This is a genomic window from Planotetraspora phitsanulokensis (genome assembly GCF_016863295.1).
GTDB lineage: Bacteria > Actinomycetota > Actinomycetes > Streptosporangiales > Streptosporangiaceae > Planotetraspora > Planotetraspora phitsanulokensis.
The window spans coordinates 156,103-172,185 of sequence record NZ_BOOP01000019.1; the positions used below are offsets into that span (position 1 = coordinate 156,103).

A 16,083-nucleotide genomic window follows, 5' to 3' on the forward strand; every position below is an offset into this window, starting at 1 on the left:
GGGTTCCTGCCTTCTATGGTCCCGCACGCCGGAGAGTGCTTCAGGCGGTGTTCCGCGTGTAGACCAGGCGCAGGCCGATCAACGTCAGCCAGGGCTCGTGCACGTCGATGGTCCGGGCCTCGCTGACGACGAGGGGAGCGCCCGAGCCGGTGGCCACCACCGTGACGTCGTCGGGATCGTCGGACAGCTCCGCCGTCATGCGCTCGACGATGCCGTCGACCAGGCCCGCGAAGCCGTACACGATGCCCGACTGAAGGGCCTCAACGGTGTTCTTCGCGATCACCGAGCGCGGGCGGATCAGCTCCACCTTGTGCAACTGCGCCCCGGCCGTGGCCAGGGCGTCCACCGAGATCTCCAGACCGGGGGCCGTGACCGCCCCGATGTACTCCCCCCGGGCGGAGACCGCGTCGAACGACGTCGCCGTGCCGAAGTCGACGATCACGCACGGCCCGCCGTACAGGGTGGCGGCGGCGAGGGCGTTGACGATGCGGTCGCTGCCGACCTCCTTGGGGTTGTCCATCCGGACGGGCACGCCCGTGCGGACGCCCGGCTCGACCACAACCGCCGTCACGTCGCCGTAGTAGCGGCGGGACATCTCGCGCATCTCGTTCAGGACCGAGGGGACGGTCGAGCAGATGGCGATGCCGCTGATGTCCGCGTCCTTGAGGATCGGGGACTGGCCGAGCAGTCCCTGCAGCACGACGGCGATCTCGTCGGCGGTGCGGCGGGAGTCGGTGGCGATCCGCCAGTGCTCGATGACCTCTTCACCCTCGAACAGGCCAAGCACCGTGTGGGTGTTGCTGACGTCGATGGTGAGCAGCATTCCCCGATTATGCACCACGAAGATCCAGACCAATGTCCAGCGCGGAGACCGAGTGAGTGAGGGCTCCGACCGCCAGATAGTCGACTCCGGTCTCGGCCACGGCGCGGGCGGTGTCGAGGGTCAGGCCGCCGCTGGACTCGAGGCGCGCCCGCCCTCCGACCAGCCGTACGGCCTCGGCGAGCTGCTCCACCGTGAAGTTGTCGAGCAGGATCTCCTCGGCGCCCTCCGCCAGGACCGGCTCGATCTGGTCGATCCGGTCCACCTCGACCTCGATCGGGATGCCGGGGAAGGCCTGCCGTACGGCGCGGAACGCCTCGGCGACTCCTCCCGCGGCGACCACGTGGTTGTCCTTGATCAGGGCGGCGTCGTGGAGGCCCATCCGGTGGTTGACGCCGCCGCCGCAGTGCACCGCGTACTTCTCCAGTGCCCGCAGGCCCGGCAGCGTCTTGCGGGTGTCCCGTACGCGGGCCTTGGTCCCGGCGACCGCGTCCACCCACCGGCTGGTGACGGTGGCGACGCCCGACAGATGGGTGACGAAGTTCAGGGCGGTCCGCTCCAGGGTGAGCAGATCCCTGGTGCGGCCGTGGACGGTCATGAGGACGTCCCCGGGGCCGACGCGGTCGCCGTCCTTGACCCGGCGTTCGACGACGATCTCCGAGCCCGCCTGGCGGAAGACCGCCTCGGCGACCGCGAGCCCGGCGACCACGCCCTCCTTGCGGGCGACCAGGTCGGCCACCGCGGTCTGGTCCGCGGGGATGGTGGCGGCCGACGTCACGTCCAGCCCGCCGGCGAGATCCTCGTCGAGCGCCGTGGACACCAGGTGGGCGAGCCGGGCGGGCTCGATGCCCAGGCCGGCCAGCTCGGCGTCGATGTCGTGGGCCTGGTGTCGCATGTGCAGTCCTTCCGTTCCAAGGGAGATGTCGATGTGCAGCCGCCAGCGGTCGTCGTCGCGTTCCGGGTGATCCTCACGCCAGTGGGCGCCGCGGGTCTCCTCCCGCTCCGCGGCCGCCGCGACGAGGGCGGACGCCACCGTGAGCAGGTTCGTGGCCTCCCACGACTCGGTGCAGGGCTCGACGGCGATCGGGGTCCAGCGGGCGTTCTCGAGCGCGCGGGCGACCTCGGTGAGGCTCTCGTCACTGCGGAGCACGCCGGCGCCCCGGCTCATGTGGCTCTGGATCCTGGTGCGCACGCGGGGGTCGACCAGGCCCTCCGGCCTGTCCAGTACGCCCGGCGCCTCGGGGGCCTCGGTGTGAGAGACCAGGTCGGAGGCGATGCGTTCGGCGAAGACGAGACCCTCGAGCAGGGAGTTGGAGGCGAGCCGGTTGGCGCCGTGCACGCCCGTGCAGGCCACCTCACCGCACGCGTAGAGGCCGGGAACGCTGGTCCTGCCGTACAGGTCGGTGCGGACGCCGCCGCTGGCGTAATGGGCCGCCGGGGCGACCGGAATCGGCTGCGTGACCGGGTCGATGCCGTGCTCGCGGCAGACCGCGAGGATCGTCGGGAACCTCGTGCGCCACTTCTCCTCACCGAAGTCCCGCGCGTCCAGGTAGACGTGGTCGGCGCCGGTCTCGTTCATCTTCCGGGTGATCGCTTTGGCCACGACGTCGCGGGGCGCGAGGTCGGCCAGCTCGTGGACGTCCCGCATGAACCTGTCGCCGTCCGCGTCGACCAGGACCGCGCCCTCTCCGCGTACCGCCTCGGACACCAGGGGCTGCTGGCCGGTCGAGCCTTCGCCGAGCCAGAGGACCGTGGGGTGGAACTGGACGAATTCGATGTCCCGGACGACCGCGCCCGCGCGCAGGGCCAGCGCCACCCCGTCGCCCGTTGAGACGACCGGGTTGGTCGTGGCGGCGTAGATCTGGCCCATGCCGCCGCTGGCCAGCACGACGGCCCGGGCGTTCGCGGCCCCCACGCCGTCCCGGGCGCCTTCACCCATGACGTGCAGGGTCACCCCGCGGGCGCGGCCGCTTCCGTCCTGGATCAGGTCGAGGACGAGAGCGTGCTCGATGACCTCGATGCGCGGCTCGGCGAGGACGGCCTGGGTGAGGGCGCGCTGCACCTCCGCTCCCGTGGCGTCACCGCCCGCATGGACGATCCGATTGCGGCGATGGCCGCCCTCACGGGTCAGCTGGAGCTCGCCGTCGTGGTCCCGGTCGAAGCGGGCTCCGTGAGCGATGAGCCGCTTCAGCGCGTCGGGGCCCTCGGTGACCAGGATCCGCACGGCCTCCTCGTCGCACAGGCCGACACCCGCGATGAGGGTGTCGTTGAGGTGCTCGTCGGGGGTGTCCTCCGGGTCGAGCACCGCCGCGATCCCGCCCTGCGCCCAGCGCGTGGACCCGGCGGACAGCACGTCCTTGGTGACGACGAGGACCCGCGCCTCAGGGGCGAGCTCGGTGTAGGTCAGGGCCGCCGTCAGGCCGGCGATGCCCGACCCGACCACGACGACGTCGGCGTCCACACTCCATCCGGGAGCGGGTGCAGTGAGCTTTCTCGGTATCGCCACCATGAGGGGGTTCCCCTTTCGTCACTATGACGATAACGCCCCCCTTTCCCCGTTTCCTCCCCACCCCACCCCCTCACTTGAGGTGATCATGCACAGGCTCGCGAAGTGCCCGGCAGGTGGGCGGGGGACTCCGCGAACTTACGCATGATCACGCCCAGAGGGAGGGGATCACGTCCCTGAAACCCAGAGGGAGGGGTCACATGGGGAGGATGGGGGTGTTGTCGATCAGGCGGGTGTTGCCTACTTTGGCGGCGACGACGAGGAGTGCCTCACCCTGGTGGGCGTCGTCCACGGGCTGGAACGTCAGGGGATCGACCAGTTCCACGTAGTCCAGCAGCAGGGGCGGGTCCAGGCGCGTGGCGCCCTTCAGTACGGCTTTCGCGGCCGCCAGAACCCGGGACGGCACGGTCTCCGCGGCCCCGGCCGCGAGGGCCTGGGAAAGGGACAGCGCGGTCGTCCGCTCCCGCGTCGACAGATACCGGTTGCGGCTCGACAGGGCCAGGCCGTCGGGCTCCCGCACGGTGGGTGCCCCGACGATCGAGACGGGGACGTCCAGGTCGGCCACCATGCGGCGGATCATCGCGAGTTGCTGGGCGTCTTTCTGGCCGAAGACCGCGACGTCGGGCTGAACCAGGTTCAGCAACTTCAGGACCACGGTCAGGACGCCGTCGAAATGGCCCGGCCGGGACGCGCCCTCGACGATCGTGCCCATCGCCCCGGAGGAGACGCCGACCTGGCGGTCCGGGAGGTACATCTCGTCGGCGGAGGGTGCGAAGACCACACCGACGCCCTCCTCCGCGCACACCTCCAGATCAGCCTCAAATGTCCGTGGATAACGGGAAAAATCCTCGCTTGGCCCGAACTGGAGGGGATTGACGAAGACACTGACCGCGATGTGCTTGGCATGCTCCCGAGCGAGCCGGATCAGCGACCGATGACCCTCGTGGAGCGCCCCCATGGTCGGCACGAGCGCCAGCGTGCCCGCACCGAGCGTGTCCTTCGCCTTGACCAGATCCGCGCGATCGCCTGCGACGATCACGTCCATATGTTCCCTCCCAGCGCGTCCAACAGGCGTTCGGCGGCCTCGGGCTTCAGCAGCCCGGCGGCCAGCGCTCGGTCCGCCGTGAGCCTGGCGAGGGCCACGTAGGCGTCGGCCGCCTCGGGGGCGGCCAGAATGAGCGCGTCCACATGCTTGCGCACGGTACCCGCGTCGCCGCGCACCACGGGACCGGTCAGCCCGGCGATGCCGAGCCGCAGCACGTTGTCGAGCGCGGCACCGAGCAGCGGGCCGAGCAACCGCCCGGGATGCTCGACCCCGATCCGGCCGAGCAGTTCCTGCGACTCCGCGATCAGGGTGACCATGTGGTTGGCCGCCCCGGCGATCGCCGCGTGATAGAGGGCGCGGTCCTGGTCGGCGATCCACACCGGCTCGCCGCCCATCTCAATCACCAGCGCCTCGGCCACGGGCCGCAACATGGCGGGCGCCGTGACGCCGAACGAGCACCCGTTGAGCCTGACGAGGTCGTCGTCCCTGCCCGTGAACGTCATCACGGGATGCAGGGCCAGGGGAAGCGCGCCGAGATCGGTCGCCGGGCCGAGGACGTCCAGGCCGTAGGCGCCGCTGGCGTGCACGAGGAGCTTGCCCCGCAGGTCGGCTCCGGTGGCCGCCAGACCGGCGACCAGTCCGGGAAGCACGTCGTCCGGCACGGTGAGCAGCACCAGATCGGATCGGGTGATCACATCGTCCGGCCTGGTCAGCTCCACGGACAGCCGCTCCATGGCACGCCGATGTGACGCGTCGGATACCCCGCTGGCGGCCACCACGCGGTGGCCCGCGAGCGCGAGCGCGGCCCCCAGAACGGAGCCGACCCGTCCCGCGCCGAGCACTCCTACGGCGAGCCGCCCCGGGCGGTCACTAGTGTCCATGACGCCTCCCCTCGCCCAGGGTAGCGGCGACCGCCCGCCTGCCTGGCCTGGACCCAACGGTCGAATTTTGTCCCTTTTGTGATGTGACTATGTCGGGCGGCGAGTACGCATTTCGTCATAGGCCGGGGACCGATAACGTGGTGTGTCGTGTGGGTCACGTGGCGCGACGCCATTCAGGAGGCGCTCTACGGCGACGACGGCTTCTACCGGCGTGAGCGGCCTGACCAGCACTTCCGGACATCGGTGCACGCGTCGCCGTCCTTCGCCCGGGCCCTGCTGGAACTGGCCTGCCGGGTCGACGCGGCGCTCGGACGGCCACCGGTGATCGACTTCGTCGACGTCGGCAGTGGTGACGGCCTGCTCGCCGCCCGGATCCTGGCCGCCGCCCCGCCGGACCTGGCCGTACGGCTGCGCGTGACCGCCGTCGACCTGTCCTCCCGCCCCACGGGCCTCGACGAGAGGATCGCCTGGGCCGCCACTCCGCCCGCCGCGGTGGAGGGCCTGGTCGTCGCCAACGAATGGCTGGACAACATCCCTCTCGACGTCGTCGAGCAGACGCCCTCGGGTCCGCGGCTGGTGCTGGTGGATCCCGCGACGGGTGACGAACGTCTCGGGCCCACGCCTGACGCCGCCGACCTCGCCTGGCTGAAGCGCTGGTGGCCGATGTGCTCACCGGGCTGCCGCGCCGAGATCGGCCGGCCGCGCGACGAGGCCTGGGCCTCGGTGCTCGTACGGCTCTCGCGCGGCATGGCGGTCGCCGTCGACTACGCGCACCAGAGGGACCGGCGGCCGCCCCTCGGCACGCTGACGGGCTACCGGGGCGGTTCGATCGTGCCGGCCGTACCTGACGGGACCTGTGACATCACCGCGCACGTGGCCCTGGACGCGTGCGCCGCAGCGGGTGAGGCGGCGGGGGCCGCGTCCACGACGCTGACCACGCAGCGGGACGCCCTGCGCGAGCTGGGGATACGCGGCGAGCGGCCGTCGCTGGAGCTGGCCGGGCACGACCCGACCGGCTATCTCAGGGCGCTGAGCCGGGCGTCCGAGGAGGCCGAGCTCATCGACCCCGCCGGACTCGGCGGGTTCGGCTGGCTGAGCCAGTCCACGAATCAGGCCGAACCAGTCAGCTAAGCCGGTCCACGACCCAGGCCGCCGGACCAGTCCACGGAACCGGCTGAGCCGGTCAGCGAACTAGACGGTGACCTTCAGCGCCTCCAGGCCCCGGATCACGTAGCCGGGCTTCCAGACCGGCTCCTCCACGAGCGCCAGGCCGGGGGCGGCCCTCAGGAGCGCGCCGAACGACTCGATGAGCTCCACGCGGGCCAGCGGCGCGCCCAGGCAGAAGTGGATGCCCGCGCCGAAGGAGATGTGCGGGTTCTCGGCCCGCCCGACGTCCAGCCGGTCCGGGTCGTCGAACACGGCGGGATCCCGGTTGGACGAGCCGAACAGCAGCGCGACCTCGACTCCCTTCGGGATCTCCACGCCGCCGACCTCGATGTCCTCGAGCACCCACCGCTCGAACAGTTGCAGCGGGGTGTCGTAGCGCATGAGCTCCTCGACCGCGGTGGGCAGCAGTCCGGGGTCGGCCCGCAGCCGGTCCAGCTCGGCGGGGTTGCGGAACAGCGACCACCATCCGTTGCCGGTGACGTTGACCGTCGCCTCGTGGCCGGCGTTGAGCAGGAGCACGCAGGTCCCGACCAGCTCGTCCTCCGTGAGCCTGTCCCCCTCGTCGACGACCTGGGCGAGCGCCGAGATGAGGTCGTCGCCGGGCTCCTGCCGTCGCTTCCTGGCCAGCTCGCGCAGGTAGTCGCCGAACTCCACCGAGGCCCGCACCGCCGCCAGCTGAGACTCCATCGGCGGGTTCAGCTCGTACATCTTGCAGATGTCGGCCGACCAGGGCCGCAGCAGGTGCCGGTCGGCCTCGGGCACGCCGAGCATCTCGGCGATCACGGTGACGGGTAGGGGCTCGGCCACCTCCGCGATGAGGTCTCCGCCGCCGCGCTCCACGAAACCCTCGACCAGTTCGGTGGCGATGCGGCGCACACGGGGGCGAAGGGCCTCGACCATCCGCGGGGTGAACGCCTTGGACACCAGGCGGCGCAGCCGGGTGTGGACGGGGGGCTCCACGTCGAGCATCCCGGTACGGGTCACCCGCCAGAACGGCTCCTGGAAGGCGGGCTCCGGCTCTCGCCCGAAGGCCTCGTGCGAGCCGACGTGCAGGTACGACCGGCCCAGGCGCCGGTCGCGCAGCAGCGCGTTGACGTCGGCGTGCCGGGCGATCAGCCACTGCCCCGTCGGCTCGAAGAAGCTGACCGGCTCGTTGTCCCGCAGATCGCGATAGGCGTCGTACGGATGAGCCACGAACTGGGGATTCCAAGGATCAAACTTCACAAAGCCACCATACGGATCCCCGTCGCGCGACGCACCCGGTCGCCGCACGATTTGCCACCTTCACCCTGTTTCACCTGGGGATTTGCGGAGAGCCGGGGGCGGTCGGTTATAGTCCACGTCAGGTCATGAGCGCCAGCGTCAAGCCCCGGCTCGCTGGCCGGCAACCCTCGCGTCCGCGGCGGGGTGCCCCGGGTGAAGACCAGGTCCGGCACGAGGTGTGCCGGGCAAGCGCGGGCTCCGTCGTACGACGCCATGGTCGGGGTCCCATGACCTCAAGGAGTCCGGCGTTGTCGACCTTGTCCGTTCTGAGCCGTTCCGCTTCCGTCGATTCCCCCGCCGCCACGCTCTCCCGGGACGCCCACATCCCCGTCGTGCTCGGCTCCGACCTCCAGGTGCCCGTCAAGGGCGGTCGGCTCGTGTCGTACGCGAACCTCGACTACGCCGCGAGCGCGCCCTGTCTGGAGGCCGTGAACGCCGCGGTCGCCGCCGCGCTCCCGGCCTACTCCAGCGTCCACCGCGGCGCCGGCTACGCCTCCCAGCTCACCACCGCCCGGTACGAGCAGGCCAGGCACACCGTGAAGGCCTTCGCCGGTGCCCGCCCCGACGACGCGCTCGTCTTCACCCGCAACACGACGGACGCGATGAACCTGCTCGCCCGCGCCCTGCCGGAGGGCGCCACAGTCGTGGTCTTCGACTCCGAGCACCACGCCTCGCTTCTCCCCTGGCCCCAGGTCGTACGGCTGGCGCCGCCCGCCTTCCCCGGCGAGGCGATCCGGGCGGCCGACGAGGCGCTGTCCCAGATCGACGGCCCCGCGCTGCTCGTCGTCACGGCGGCCTCGAACGTGACCGGCGAACTGTGGCCGATCGCGGGTCTGGCCCACATCGCCCACCGCCACGGCGCCAGGATCGCGGTGGACGCCGCGCAGCTCGTCCCCCACCGGCGGCTCAACCTGACGGCGCTCGACCTCGACTACGTCGCCTTCTCCGGGCACAAGCTCTACGCCCCCTTCGGCGCGGGCGCCCTGATCGGCCGGGCGGACTGGCTCGGGCAGGCCCTGCCGTACCTGCGGGGCGGCGGCGCGGTGAAGTCGGTCACGGACGTCGTGGAGTGGAGCGACGACCCCGAGGCCAGGCACGAGGCGGGCACCCCCAACGTTCTCGGCGCGATCGCCCTCGCCGCCGCCTGCGACGCCCTGAGCGCCACCGGATGGGCGGATCTCGTGCGTGAGGAGGAGCGCCTCGTGGCCCGCCTGCGCGAGGGGATCGCCGGGATCGCGGGCGTCCGGGAGCTCTCGCTGTGGAGTCCGGACCATCCGCGGGTGGGCATCGTGTCCTTCGTGGTCGAGGGCCACTCCGCGCGGGACGTGGCCGAGTTCCTGTCGTCGGAGCACGGCATCGGGGTCCGGGACGGCAAGTTCTGCGCCCACCCGTTCGTCCGGCACCTTCTCGGCACCGCGGACGGCGGTTGCGACGACGACACGGCGAGCGCGGTGCGCGCGTCGATCGGCATCGGCTCGACCGAGGAGCACGTCGATCGCCTGGTCGAAGCGCTGCGGAGCCTGGTCAAGGCCTGACTTGTTCACGTCCGTACGGCTTCGCAGGGGTTCACGCTCTTCGCGAGGCCGTACAGGCGTGGGAGCATGGGCCGTATGACGGAAGAGCCCGAGAGCAGCCTCCGGGAACGCGTCGTCGGGATCGGCGCGGGAGCGGGAGCCGTCCAGGGGAGGGAGCTGGCCACCGAGGACATGGTCCTCAACATCGGCCCGCAGCACCCGTCCACCCACGGCGTGCTACGGCTGCGGCTCACGCTGGACGGCGAACGGATCGTGACGGCCGAGCCCATCATCGGCTACATGCACCGGGGCGCGGAGAAGCTCTTCGAGGTGCGCGACTACCGGCAGATCATCGTGCTGGCCAACCGGCACGACTGGCTGTCGGCGTTCGCGAACGAGCTCGGCGTCGTGATCGCGGTGGAGCGCATGCTCGGCATGGAGGTGCCGCAGCGGGCGGTCTGGGCGCGCACGCTGCTCGCCGAGCTCAACCGGGTGCTCAACCACCTCATGTTCCTCGGCTCCTATCCCCTGGAGCTGGGCGCGATCACTCCGCTCTTCTACGCCTTCCGTGAGCGGGAGACCCTGCAGCACGTCATGGAGGAGATCTCCGGCGGCCGCATGCACTACATGTTCAACCGCGTGGGCGGCCTCAAGGAGGACCTTCCGTACGGCTGGCTCGACCGGGCGTCCGGGGCCGTCGCCGACGTCCGCCGCCGCCTGCCCGACATCGAGAAGCTGATCGCCGGCAACGAGATCTTCCTGGCCAGGACCAGGGGCGTCGGCGTGCTCGACCGAGAAACGATCATGCAGTACGGCGTGAGCGGCCCGATCGCCCGAGCGTCCGGAGTCGACTTCGACCTGCGGCGCGACGAGCCCTATCTGGCGTACGGCGAGCTGCCGGTCAAGGTCGTGACCCGCTCTGCCGGCGACTGCAACGCCCGCTTCCAGGTGCTCCTCGAGCAGGTCAAGGTCTCCCTGGACCTCGCCGACGCGTGCGTCGAGAGGCTGCGGCACCTGCCCCCGGGGCCGATCAACCAGCGGCTGCCCAAGATCCTGAAGGCCCCTGAGGGTCATACCTACGCCTGGACGGAGAGTCCCCTCGGCCTCAACGGCTACTACCTCGTGTCCCGGGGAGAGAAGACGCCCTGGCGGCTCAAGCTCCGCAGCGCGTCCTTCAACAACATTCAGGTCCTGCGCGAGCTGCTGCCCGGCAACCTGGTCGCCGACATGGTGGCGATCCTGGGCTCGATGTTCTTCGTCGTCGGCGACATCGACAAGTAGGCCGCCGTCACTCCTCGTCCTCGGGCTTGCCGGGGACCCGGCAGCAGTACTCGAGGAAGAGCGCGGCGCAGATCAGGGCCACGCAGGCGAGGAACGAGCCGCCGGCCACGATCACGTCCTGACGCGGCTTCGGCAGATCGAGCAGGTTCAGCACGCGCAGGACGAACCCGGCGAAGATCCCGCCGAAGACCGCTCCCGCGTAGGCCGTCGCCTTCGCGAGCGCCGCCAGCCGAGCGACCGCCAGCGGTTCGACCGGCTTGGTGTCCGGCTTGCGGAGGATCCTGGCGCGCGTCAGCCAGCCCGTGTACGCCTCGCCGATCGCGAGGAGCAGCAGCGTGGGAATGGCCGTCCACGGAACCGTCGGAATCTCCGAGTAGAGCTCCTGCAGTACTCCCCAGGTGGCCAGGGCGAACACGATGATCAGGCCCACGAGCACGCCGGGATTGGAGGGCTTCACGCAGGGCTCCTCGTCAGACAGGGGGTTCGAGGGAGAGATCGGCGCGTAGCCGCACACCACTGTGGTCGAGGCCGGCGAGCAACGCCGAGACGGGCCCGTGACCCGGAAGGTCCGCCGCGGGGTCGGCCTGCGCCCAGGGGATCAGCACGAACGCCCTCTCGTGCGCCCGGGGGTGCGGAAGGGTGAGCTCCGGGTCGTCGGACACCACGCCACCCACCATGATCAGGTCGACGTCGAGCGTCCTCGGCCCCCAGCGTTCGAGCCGTTCACGGCCGAAGGCCTTCTCGATGCTGTTGGCCCGGTCGAGGAGCACGCGAGGAGCCAGTGTGCTTTCGGCGATCACGACGGCGTTCAGGTAGGCGTCCTGTTCGGGTCCGCCCACCGGATCCGTCTCGTAGACAGGCGAAACCGCCACGAACGTGAGCCCGGGGGCGTCGAAGAGGGCGTCCAGCGCGCCCTGGAGGTAGTCGATCCGGCGGCCGAGATTGCTGCCGAGCGACAGGACGACCCTCATCCGCGAGCCCTTCTGATGGTCACCACCACGTCGCCGAACGGCAGCGGGATGGGTGCCGCCGGCTTGTGCACGCTGATCTCCACCTCATCGACCAGGTCGTAGGCCAGGCAGACCGACGACAGCCGGTCGGCGAGGGTCTCGATCAGGTTGACCGGCTCACCCTCGACCGTGCGGACGAGCTGGAGGGCCAGCGCGCCGTAGTCGACGGTCTTGGTCAGGTCGTCGCCCGCGGCGGCGGGAGCCGTGTCGAGGAACAGGGTCACGTCCACGACGAACTCCTGGCCGAGCTCCCGCTCCGCGGGAAGGCAGCCGTGCCGCCCACGCGCCCTGAGCCCGACGAGGCGCACACTGTCCGTCTGGGCCCCGCGGCCCGTCGACGCGCTCATGATTCTTCTTCCTCGTCGTCGTCACCCTGGAGCACGGGCGATCCGTGGTGCAGCCAGAGCCGCCAGCCCGCAGGAGTCCGCAGGAACGTGTTCGTGGCCACCACCCGTCCGGCGGCGAAGCCCGGCTCCTCGGTGTCGGCCGCCGTGAGGATGTTCTCCGCGCACGTGACGATGGCGACGTCGCCCACGACCGTGGTCTGGACGTCGGTGAGCACGAACTGGATGTACGGCGTGTTCGCCATGATCAGCGCCCATGACCTGAGCACCTCTGAGCGGCCGCTGAGCATCGGCCAGCCGGGGTGGACGCACATCGCGACCCGGTCGGCCGCGTCCTCCACCCATATCTCCGACATCTTGTCGAGGTCGGCGCTCTCGATCGCGTTGTAGAACGCCTCGTTGAGCTCCTCGATGTCCTTCATCCGCGTCCTTTGTCGGCATGTCCATCGCCGGCCGCCGTCCAGGCGGCGGCCACACGCACGGCGTCGGCGTTGGCCGCGACGTGATGCACCCGGACGCACCAGGCACCGGCCTGGGCGGCCAGCGCGGTGACGGCGAGGGTCGCGTCGTCACTGCGGCTGAACGGCCTGGGCGTGCCGTCCGCGTCCGAGAGCAGGCGCCCGAGGAAACGTTTCCTGGACGCGCCGATGATCAGAGGGTAACCCAGCTCGTTCAGTGTGCCGATGCCGGCGAGAAGAGCCCAGTTGTGCTCGGCGTGCTTGGAGAAACCCAGACCAGGATCAAGGACGATCTGCTCCTCGCGGACCCCCTCGGCGAGCACCGAGTCGACCCGCTTGCGCAGTTCCTCGGCCACCTCGGTCACCACGTCGGCGTAGATGGCCCTGCTGTCCATGTCACGGCTGTGCCCACGCCAGTGCATCACCACATAGGGCACGCCCGTCGCGGCCACCACACGGGGCATCACGGGGTCGGCCAGGCCACCGCTGACGTCGTTGACCAGCTTCGCCCCGGCCTCGACGGCCGCCTCCGCGACCTCCGCGCGCATGGTGTCGACGCTGACCGTCACGCCCTCCTCGGTGAGGGTGCGGATCACGGGCTCGACCCTGCGCAGCTCCTCCTCCAGCGACACCCGGATGGCGCCGGGGCGAGTCGACTCCCCGCCCACGTCGACGAGGTCGGCGCCTTCCCTGACGAGGTCGAGGCCGTGCCTGATCGCGGTGTCCACGTCGAACCACTGGCCGCCGTCGGAGAACGAGTCAGGTGTCACGTTGACCACGCCCATGACCAGGCACCGCCCGGGCGCGGGCATGCCGCGCACATGTCGTGTGGTCATTCCCCCTCCTCGCCCGGGGCTCGTCGGCGAATGACCGTGGCCCCGGTGTCGGAAGGCCCACTCGCTTCGCTCGCAACCAAGCCTAGGTGCTGCCAGGTCGCGATCAGTCGCATGGGTGCGCCCACCGCCATAACGAATCGGGTCCCGCCGCGGTCAGCCGCGGAGGATCAGCGACATCGCCTCCGCGCGCGTCGCCTCACTCGAGCGGAAGTCACCCCTGACGGCCGAGGTGATCGTCTTCGCTCCCGGCTTGCGGACGCCGCGCATCGTCATGCACATGTGCTCGGCCTCGATGACCACGATCGCCCCGCGCGGCTCGAGCACGCGCATCAGCGCGTCGGCGATCTGCGACGTCATCCGCTCCTGGACCTGGGGGCGGCGTGCGTACACGTCCACCAGCCTGGCCAGCTTGGATAAGCCGGTGATCTGCCCCTTCTCGTTGGGCGTGTAGCCGATGTGCGCGACGCCGTGGAACGGGAGGAGGTGGTGCTCGCAGGTGGACATGACCTCGATGTCCTTCACCAGCACCATCTCGTCGTGGTCGGCGTCGAACATCGTGGTCAGCGCGTCCTCCGGCGTCTGTCCGAGACCGGCGAACTGTTCCGCGTAGGCACGGGCCACGCGGGCGGGGGTGTCCCGCAGCCCGTCCCGGTCAGGATCTTCGCCGATCGCAGAAAGGATCTCGCGAACGGCCTTCTCGATCCGGCCGTGGTCGAACTGCGGAACTGGTGGCACCACTGTCAGGCCTCGTCCCGCTGGGTCGTCGCCTGGTCCTGCGTGTAAGCGGCCGGGCTGCCGGCGGGCAACGCGGCCCCGTTGCCGTTCGCCCGCTCCTTCGGCGTGATGACCGGAGGACGGTCGGACGGGAGCCGCTTGCCGTAACCGGCGTACGAGGGGCGCTTCTCCTTGGTCACGACCGGCGAGAAGATCTCCAGGACCTGGTCGCGGGAGAGCGTCTCCTTCTCCATGAGTTCGAGGACCAGGTTGTCCAGCACGTCGCGGTACTGGACGAGGATCTCCCAGGCCTGGTCGTGCGCCGTCTCGATGAGGCGGCGCACCTCCTCGTCGATGGTCGAGGCGATCTGCTCGGAGTAGTCCCGCTCGTGGCCCATCTCGCGGCCGAGGAAGACCTCGCCGTTGCCACTGCCGAACTTACGGGCGCCGAGCTTCTCGCTCATGCCGTACTCGGTGGTCATGCGACGGGCGATCGAGGTCGCCTTCTCGATGTCGTTGGACGCGCCGGTGGTGGGCTCGTGGAAGACGAGCTCCTCCGCGGTGCGACCGCCGAGCAGCATCGCGAGCTGGTCCATCATCTCGGACCTGGTCGCCAGGAACTTGTCCTCCATCGGCAGCGTCATCGTGTAACCGAGAGCGCGGCCGCGGGACAGGATCGTGATCTTGTGGACCGGGTCGGAGTTGGGCAGCGCGTGGGCCACCAGGGCGTGGCCGCCCTCGTGGTAAGCGATGATCTTCTTCTCCTGGTCCGACATGACGCGCGACTTGCGCTCGGGACCGGCCATCACACGGTCGATGGACTCCTCGAGGGTGCTCATCGTGATGAGCTTCTGGTCCTGACGTGCGGTCAGCAGGGCCGCCTCGTTGATCACGTTGGCCAGGTCGGCGCCGGTGAAGCCGGGCGTACGGCGGGCGATCACGTCGAGGTCGACGTCCGAGGCGAACGGCTTGCCGCGGCCGTGGACCCGGAGGATGCCCTTGCGGCCCTCGAGGTCGGGCCGGTCGATCACGACCTGGCGGTCGAAGCGGCCGGGACGCAGCAGCGCGGGGTCGAGGATGTCGGGACGGTTGGTGGCGGCGATGAGGATCACGCCGCCCTTCACGTCGAATCCGTCCATCTCGACGAGCAGCTGGTTCAGCGTCTGCTCGCGCTCGTCGTGACCGCCGCCGAGGCCGGCGCCGCGGTGGCGGCCGACGGCGTCGATCTCGTCGATGAAGATGATCGCCGGAGCGTTCGCCTTGGCCTGCTCGAACAGGTCGCGGACGCGGGAGGCGCCGACACCCACGAACATCTCGACGAAGTCGGAGCCGGAGATCGAGTAGAACGGCACGCCGGCCTCACCGGCGACGGCCCTGGCGAGCAGCGTCTTACCGGTTCCGGGCGGGCCGTACAGGAGGACGCCCTTGGGGATCTTGGCGCCGATGGCCTGGAACTTCGCCGGAGCCTGGAGGAACTCCTTGATCTCCTGAAGCTCCTCGATGGCCTCGTCCGCGCCCGCCACGTCGGCGAACGTCGTCTTGGGCGTGTCCTTGGTGATCAGTTTCGCGCGGGACTTGCCGAAGTTCATCACCCGGGAGCCGCCGCCCTGCATCTGGTTCATGATGAACAGGAAGATCAGGACGATGATGATGATCGGCAGGAAGCTGACCAGCAGGCTGACCAGGAAGTTCTCCCTGGGCACCTCGGCCGTCCACCCCTTGGGCGGGTTGGCCGCCTGCAGCGCGTCGGTCAGCTTGACGCCCTGGCCCTCGACCCACGGCGCCTGGATGCGGTCGGTCGACTTGCCCGCGACCTCGATCGGCTTGTTCAGGGTGAGCTCGACGCGCTGGTCCTTGTCGACCACGGTCGCGTTCTTGACGTTGCCCTGCGTGATCTGCTGGACGACGGTTGACGTGTCAGCAGTCGTGTAGTTGCCGCCACCGTTGAACATCGTGGTGACAAGCAGGAGCAGCACGACGATGCCCAGGATCCACAGCAGTGGCCCACGTGTAAATCGCTTGAGATCCATCCGTTGCGGAACCCCGGCGGGCCCGTCCCTTCCTGACCAAGGCCTGGCCCCGGGAAGACCCGGGGTCGCGGCATCCCTTGCCGCTCCTTCTGACTACCCGCAGGTAACCTACTGGCTTCCCACGGATCTCCGAAGGTACACCGGGCCGCCCCAGGCGGTAACTGCCCGTGCGATTCCGGCTTGCCCTTCCAACGTACGTCAGCCGTTCCCGTGT

At 70.2% G+C, this 16,083-nt stretch carries 15 protein-coding genes and 1 riboswitch; of the genes, 3 read left to right on the forward strand and 12 right to left on the reverse strand.

What is annotated here, in order from left to right; genetic code table 11:
• Positions 1 to 40: 40 nt before the first annotated feature.
• The 4 genes from Pph01_RS20715 to Pph01_RS20730 all read right to left on the reverse strand — a co-directional run bounded on the left by Pph01_RS20715 (position 41) and on the right by Pph01_RS20730 (position 5,252).
• On the reverse strand, positions 41 to 823 hold the full coding sequence (locus Pph01_RS20715) for a type III pantothenate kinase (RefSeq protein WP_204074770.1): 783 nt from the start codon (positions 821 to 823) through the stop codon (positions 41 to 43).
• A gap of 7 nt (positions 824 to 830) precedes the next feature.
• Positions 831 to 3,329 (reverse strand): L-aspartate oxidase, encoded by a 2,499-nt coding sequence (locus Pph01_RS20720; RefSeq protein WP_204074771.1) that lies wholly within the window; start codon positions 3,327 to 3,329, stop codon positions 831 to 833.
• A 193-nt stretch (positions 3,330 to 3,522) separates the two neighbouring features.
• Entirely contained in the window at positions 3,523 to 4,371 is an 849-nt protein-coding gene (gene panC / locus Pph01_RS20725; protein WP_204074772.1) for a pantoate--beta-alanine ligase, read from the reverse strand.
• On the reverse strand, positions 4,362 to 5,252 hold the full coding sequence (locus tag Pph01_RS20730) for a Rossmann-like and DUF2520 domain-containing protein (protein ID WP_204074773.1): 891 nt from the start codon (positions 5,250 to 5,252) through the stop codon (positions 4,362 to 4,364). The genes panC and Pph01_RS20730 overlap by 10 nt, the downstream gene beginning before the upstream one ends.
• Before the next feature lie 147 nt (positions 5,253 to 5,399).
• On the opposite strand from Pph01_RS20730, the gene Pph01_RS20735 reads away from it, so the two are divergent.
• Positions 5,400 to 6,383, forward strand: a complete 984-nt coding sequence (locus Pph01_RS20735; RefSeq protein WP_204074774.1) for an SAM-dependent methyltransferase — start codon at positions 5,400 to 5,402, stop codon at positions 6,381 to 6,383.
• Positions 6,384 to 6,443: 60 nt separating this feature from the next.
• On the opposite strand, the gene Pph01_RS20740 is transcribed toward Pph01_RS20735, so the two are convergent.
• Positions 6,444 to 7,643 carry a cytochrome P450 gene (locus tag Pph01_RS20740; protein ID WP_204074775.1) on the reverse strand — a complete coding sequence of 400 codons (1,200 nt, stop codon included), beginning with the start codon at positions 7,641 to 7,643 and terminating at the stop codon, positions 6,444 to 6,446.
• Positions 7,644 to 7,764: 121 nt separating this feature from the next.
• A riboswitch (SAM riboswitch) is annotated at positions 7,765 to 7,880 on the forward strand.
• 68 nt (positions 7,881 to 7,948) lie between these two features.
• On the opposite strand from Pph01_RS20740, the gene Pph01_RS20745 reads away from it, so the two are divergent.
• Both Pph01_RS20745 and Pph01_RS20750 read left to right on the forward strand, forming a co-directional pair.
• Positions 7,949 to 9,217 carry an aminotransferase class V-fold PLP-dependent enzyme gene (locus Pph01_RS20745; RefSeq protein WP_373315679.1) on the forward strand — a complete coding sequence of 423 codons (1,269 nt, stop codon included), beginning with the start codon at positions 7,949 to 7,951 and terminating at the stop codon, positions 9,215 to 9,217.
• 75 nt (positions 9,218 to 9,292) lie between these two features.
• Entirely contained in the window at positions 9,293 to 10,477 is a 1,185-nt protein-coding gene (locus Pph01_RS20750) for an NADH-quinone oxidoreductase subunit D (protein ID WP_204074777.1), read from the forward strand.
• A 7-nt stretch (positions 10,478 to 10,484) separates the two neighbouring features.
• Here the strand turns inward: Pph01_RS20750 and Pph01_RS20755 are convergent, their stop codons facing one another.
• From Pph01_RS20755 to ftsH, 7 genes are all read right to left on the reverse strand, one after another.
• Positions 10,485 to 10,934, reverse strand: coding sequence for a DUF3180 domain-containing protein (locus tag Pph01_RS20755; RefSeq protein ID WP_204074778.1), 450 nt, complete (start codon positions 10,932 to 10,934; stop codon positions 10,485 to 10,487).
• A gap of 13 nt (positions 10,935 to 10,947) precedes the next feature.
• Positions 10,948 to 11,448, reverse strand: coding sequence for a 2-amino-4-hydroxy-6-hydroxymethyldihydropteridine diphosphokinase (gene folK, locus Pph01_RS20760; RefSeq protein WP_204074779.1), 501 nt, complete (start codon positions 11,446 to 11,448; stop codon positions 10,948 to 10,950).
• Complete coding sequence (gene folB / locus Pph01_RS20765; protein ID WP_204074780.1) at positions 11,445 to 11,834, reverse strand: dihydroneopterin aldolase; 390 nt, start codon at positions 11,832 to 11,834, stop codon at positions 11,445 to 11,447. Before folB ends, folK begins: the two co-directional genes overlap by 4 nt.
• The gene (locus tag Pph01_RS20770) at positions 11,831 to 12,253 is read right to left on the reverse strand and encodes a nuclear transport factor 2 family protein (RefSeq protein ID WP_204074781.1); all 423 of its coding nucleotides are present in this window, start codon (positions 12,251 to 12,253) and stop codon (positions 11,831 to 11,833) included. Before Pph01_RS20770 ends, folB begins: the two co-directional genes overlap by 4 nt.
• Positions 12,250 to 13,125, reverse strand: a complete 876-nt coding sequence (gene folP / locus Pph01_RS20775; protein WP_204074782.1) for a dihydropteroate synthase — start codon at positions 13,123 to 13,125, stop codon at positions 12,250 to 12,252. Before folP ends, Pph01_RS20770 begins: the two co-directional genes overlap by 4 nt.
• Positions 13,126 to 13,278: 153 nt before the next feature.
• Entirely contained in the window at positions 13,279 to 13,863 is a 585-nt protein-coding gene (folE, locus tag Pph01_RS20780) for a GTP cyclohydrolase I FolE (RefSeq protein WP_239116879.1), read from the reverse strand.
• Positions 13,864 to 13,865: 2 nt separating this feature from the next.
• Positions 13,866 to 15,869, reverse strand: a complete 2,004-nt coding sequence (gene ftsH, locus Pph01_RS20785) for an ATP-dependent zinc metalloprotease FtsH (RefSeq protein ID WP_204074783.1) — start codon at positions 15,867 to 15,869, stop codon at positions 13,866 to 13,868.
• Positions 15,870 to 16,083: the final 214 nt, after the last annotated feature.

Coding starts and splice junctions, on each gene's coding strand:
- Pph01_RS20715 (WP_204074770.1), bottom strand. CDS start 823: ATGCTGCTCACCATCGACGTCAGCAACACCCACACGGTGCTTGGCCTG.
- Pph01_RS20720 (WP_204074771.1), bottom strand. CDS start 3,329: ATGGTGGCGATACCGAGAAAGCTCACTGCACCCGCTCCCGGATGGAGT.
- panC (WP_204074772.1), bottom strand. CDS start 4,371: ATGGACGTGATCGTCGCAGGCGATCGCGCGGATCTGGTCAAGGCGAAG.
- Pph01_RS20730 (WP_204074773.1), bottom strand. CDS start 5,252: ATGGACACTAGTGACCGCCCGGGGCGGCTCGCCGTAGGAGTGCTCGGC.
- Pph01_RS20750 (WP_204074777.1), top strand. CDS start 9,293: ATGACGGAAGAGCCCGAGAGCAGCCTCCGGGAACGCGTCGTCGGGATC.
- folK (WP_204074779.1), bottom strand. CDS start 11,448: ATGAGGGTCGTCCTGTCGCTCGGCAGCAATCTCGGCCGCCGGATCGAC.
- folB (WP_204074780.1), bottom strand. CDS start 11,834: ATGAGCGCGTCGACGGGCCGCGGGGCCCAGACGGACAGTGTGCGCCTC.
- Pph01_RS20770 (WP_204074781.1), bottom strand. CDS start 12,253: ATGAAGGACATCGAGGAGCTCAACGAGGCGTTCTACAACGCGATCGAG.
- folP (WP_204074782.1), bottom strand. CDS start 13,125: ATGACCACACGACATGTGCGCGGCATGCCCGCGCCCGGGCGGTGCCTG.
- ftsH (WP_204074783.1), bottom strand. CDS start 15,869: ATGGATCTCAAGCGATTTACACGTGGGCCACTGCTGTGGATCCTGGGC.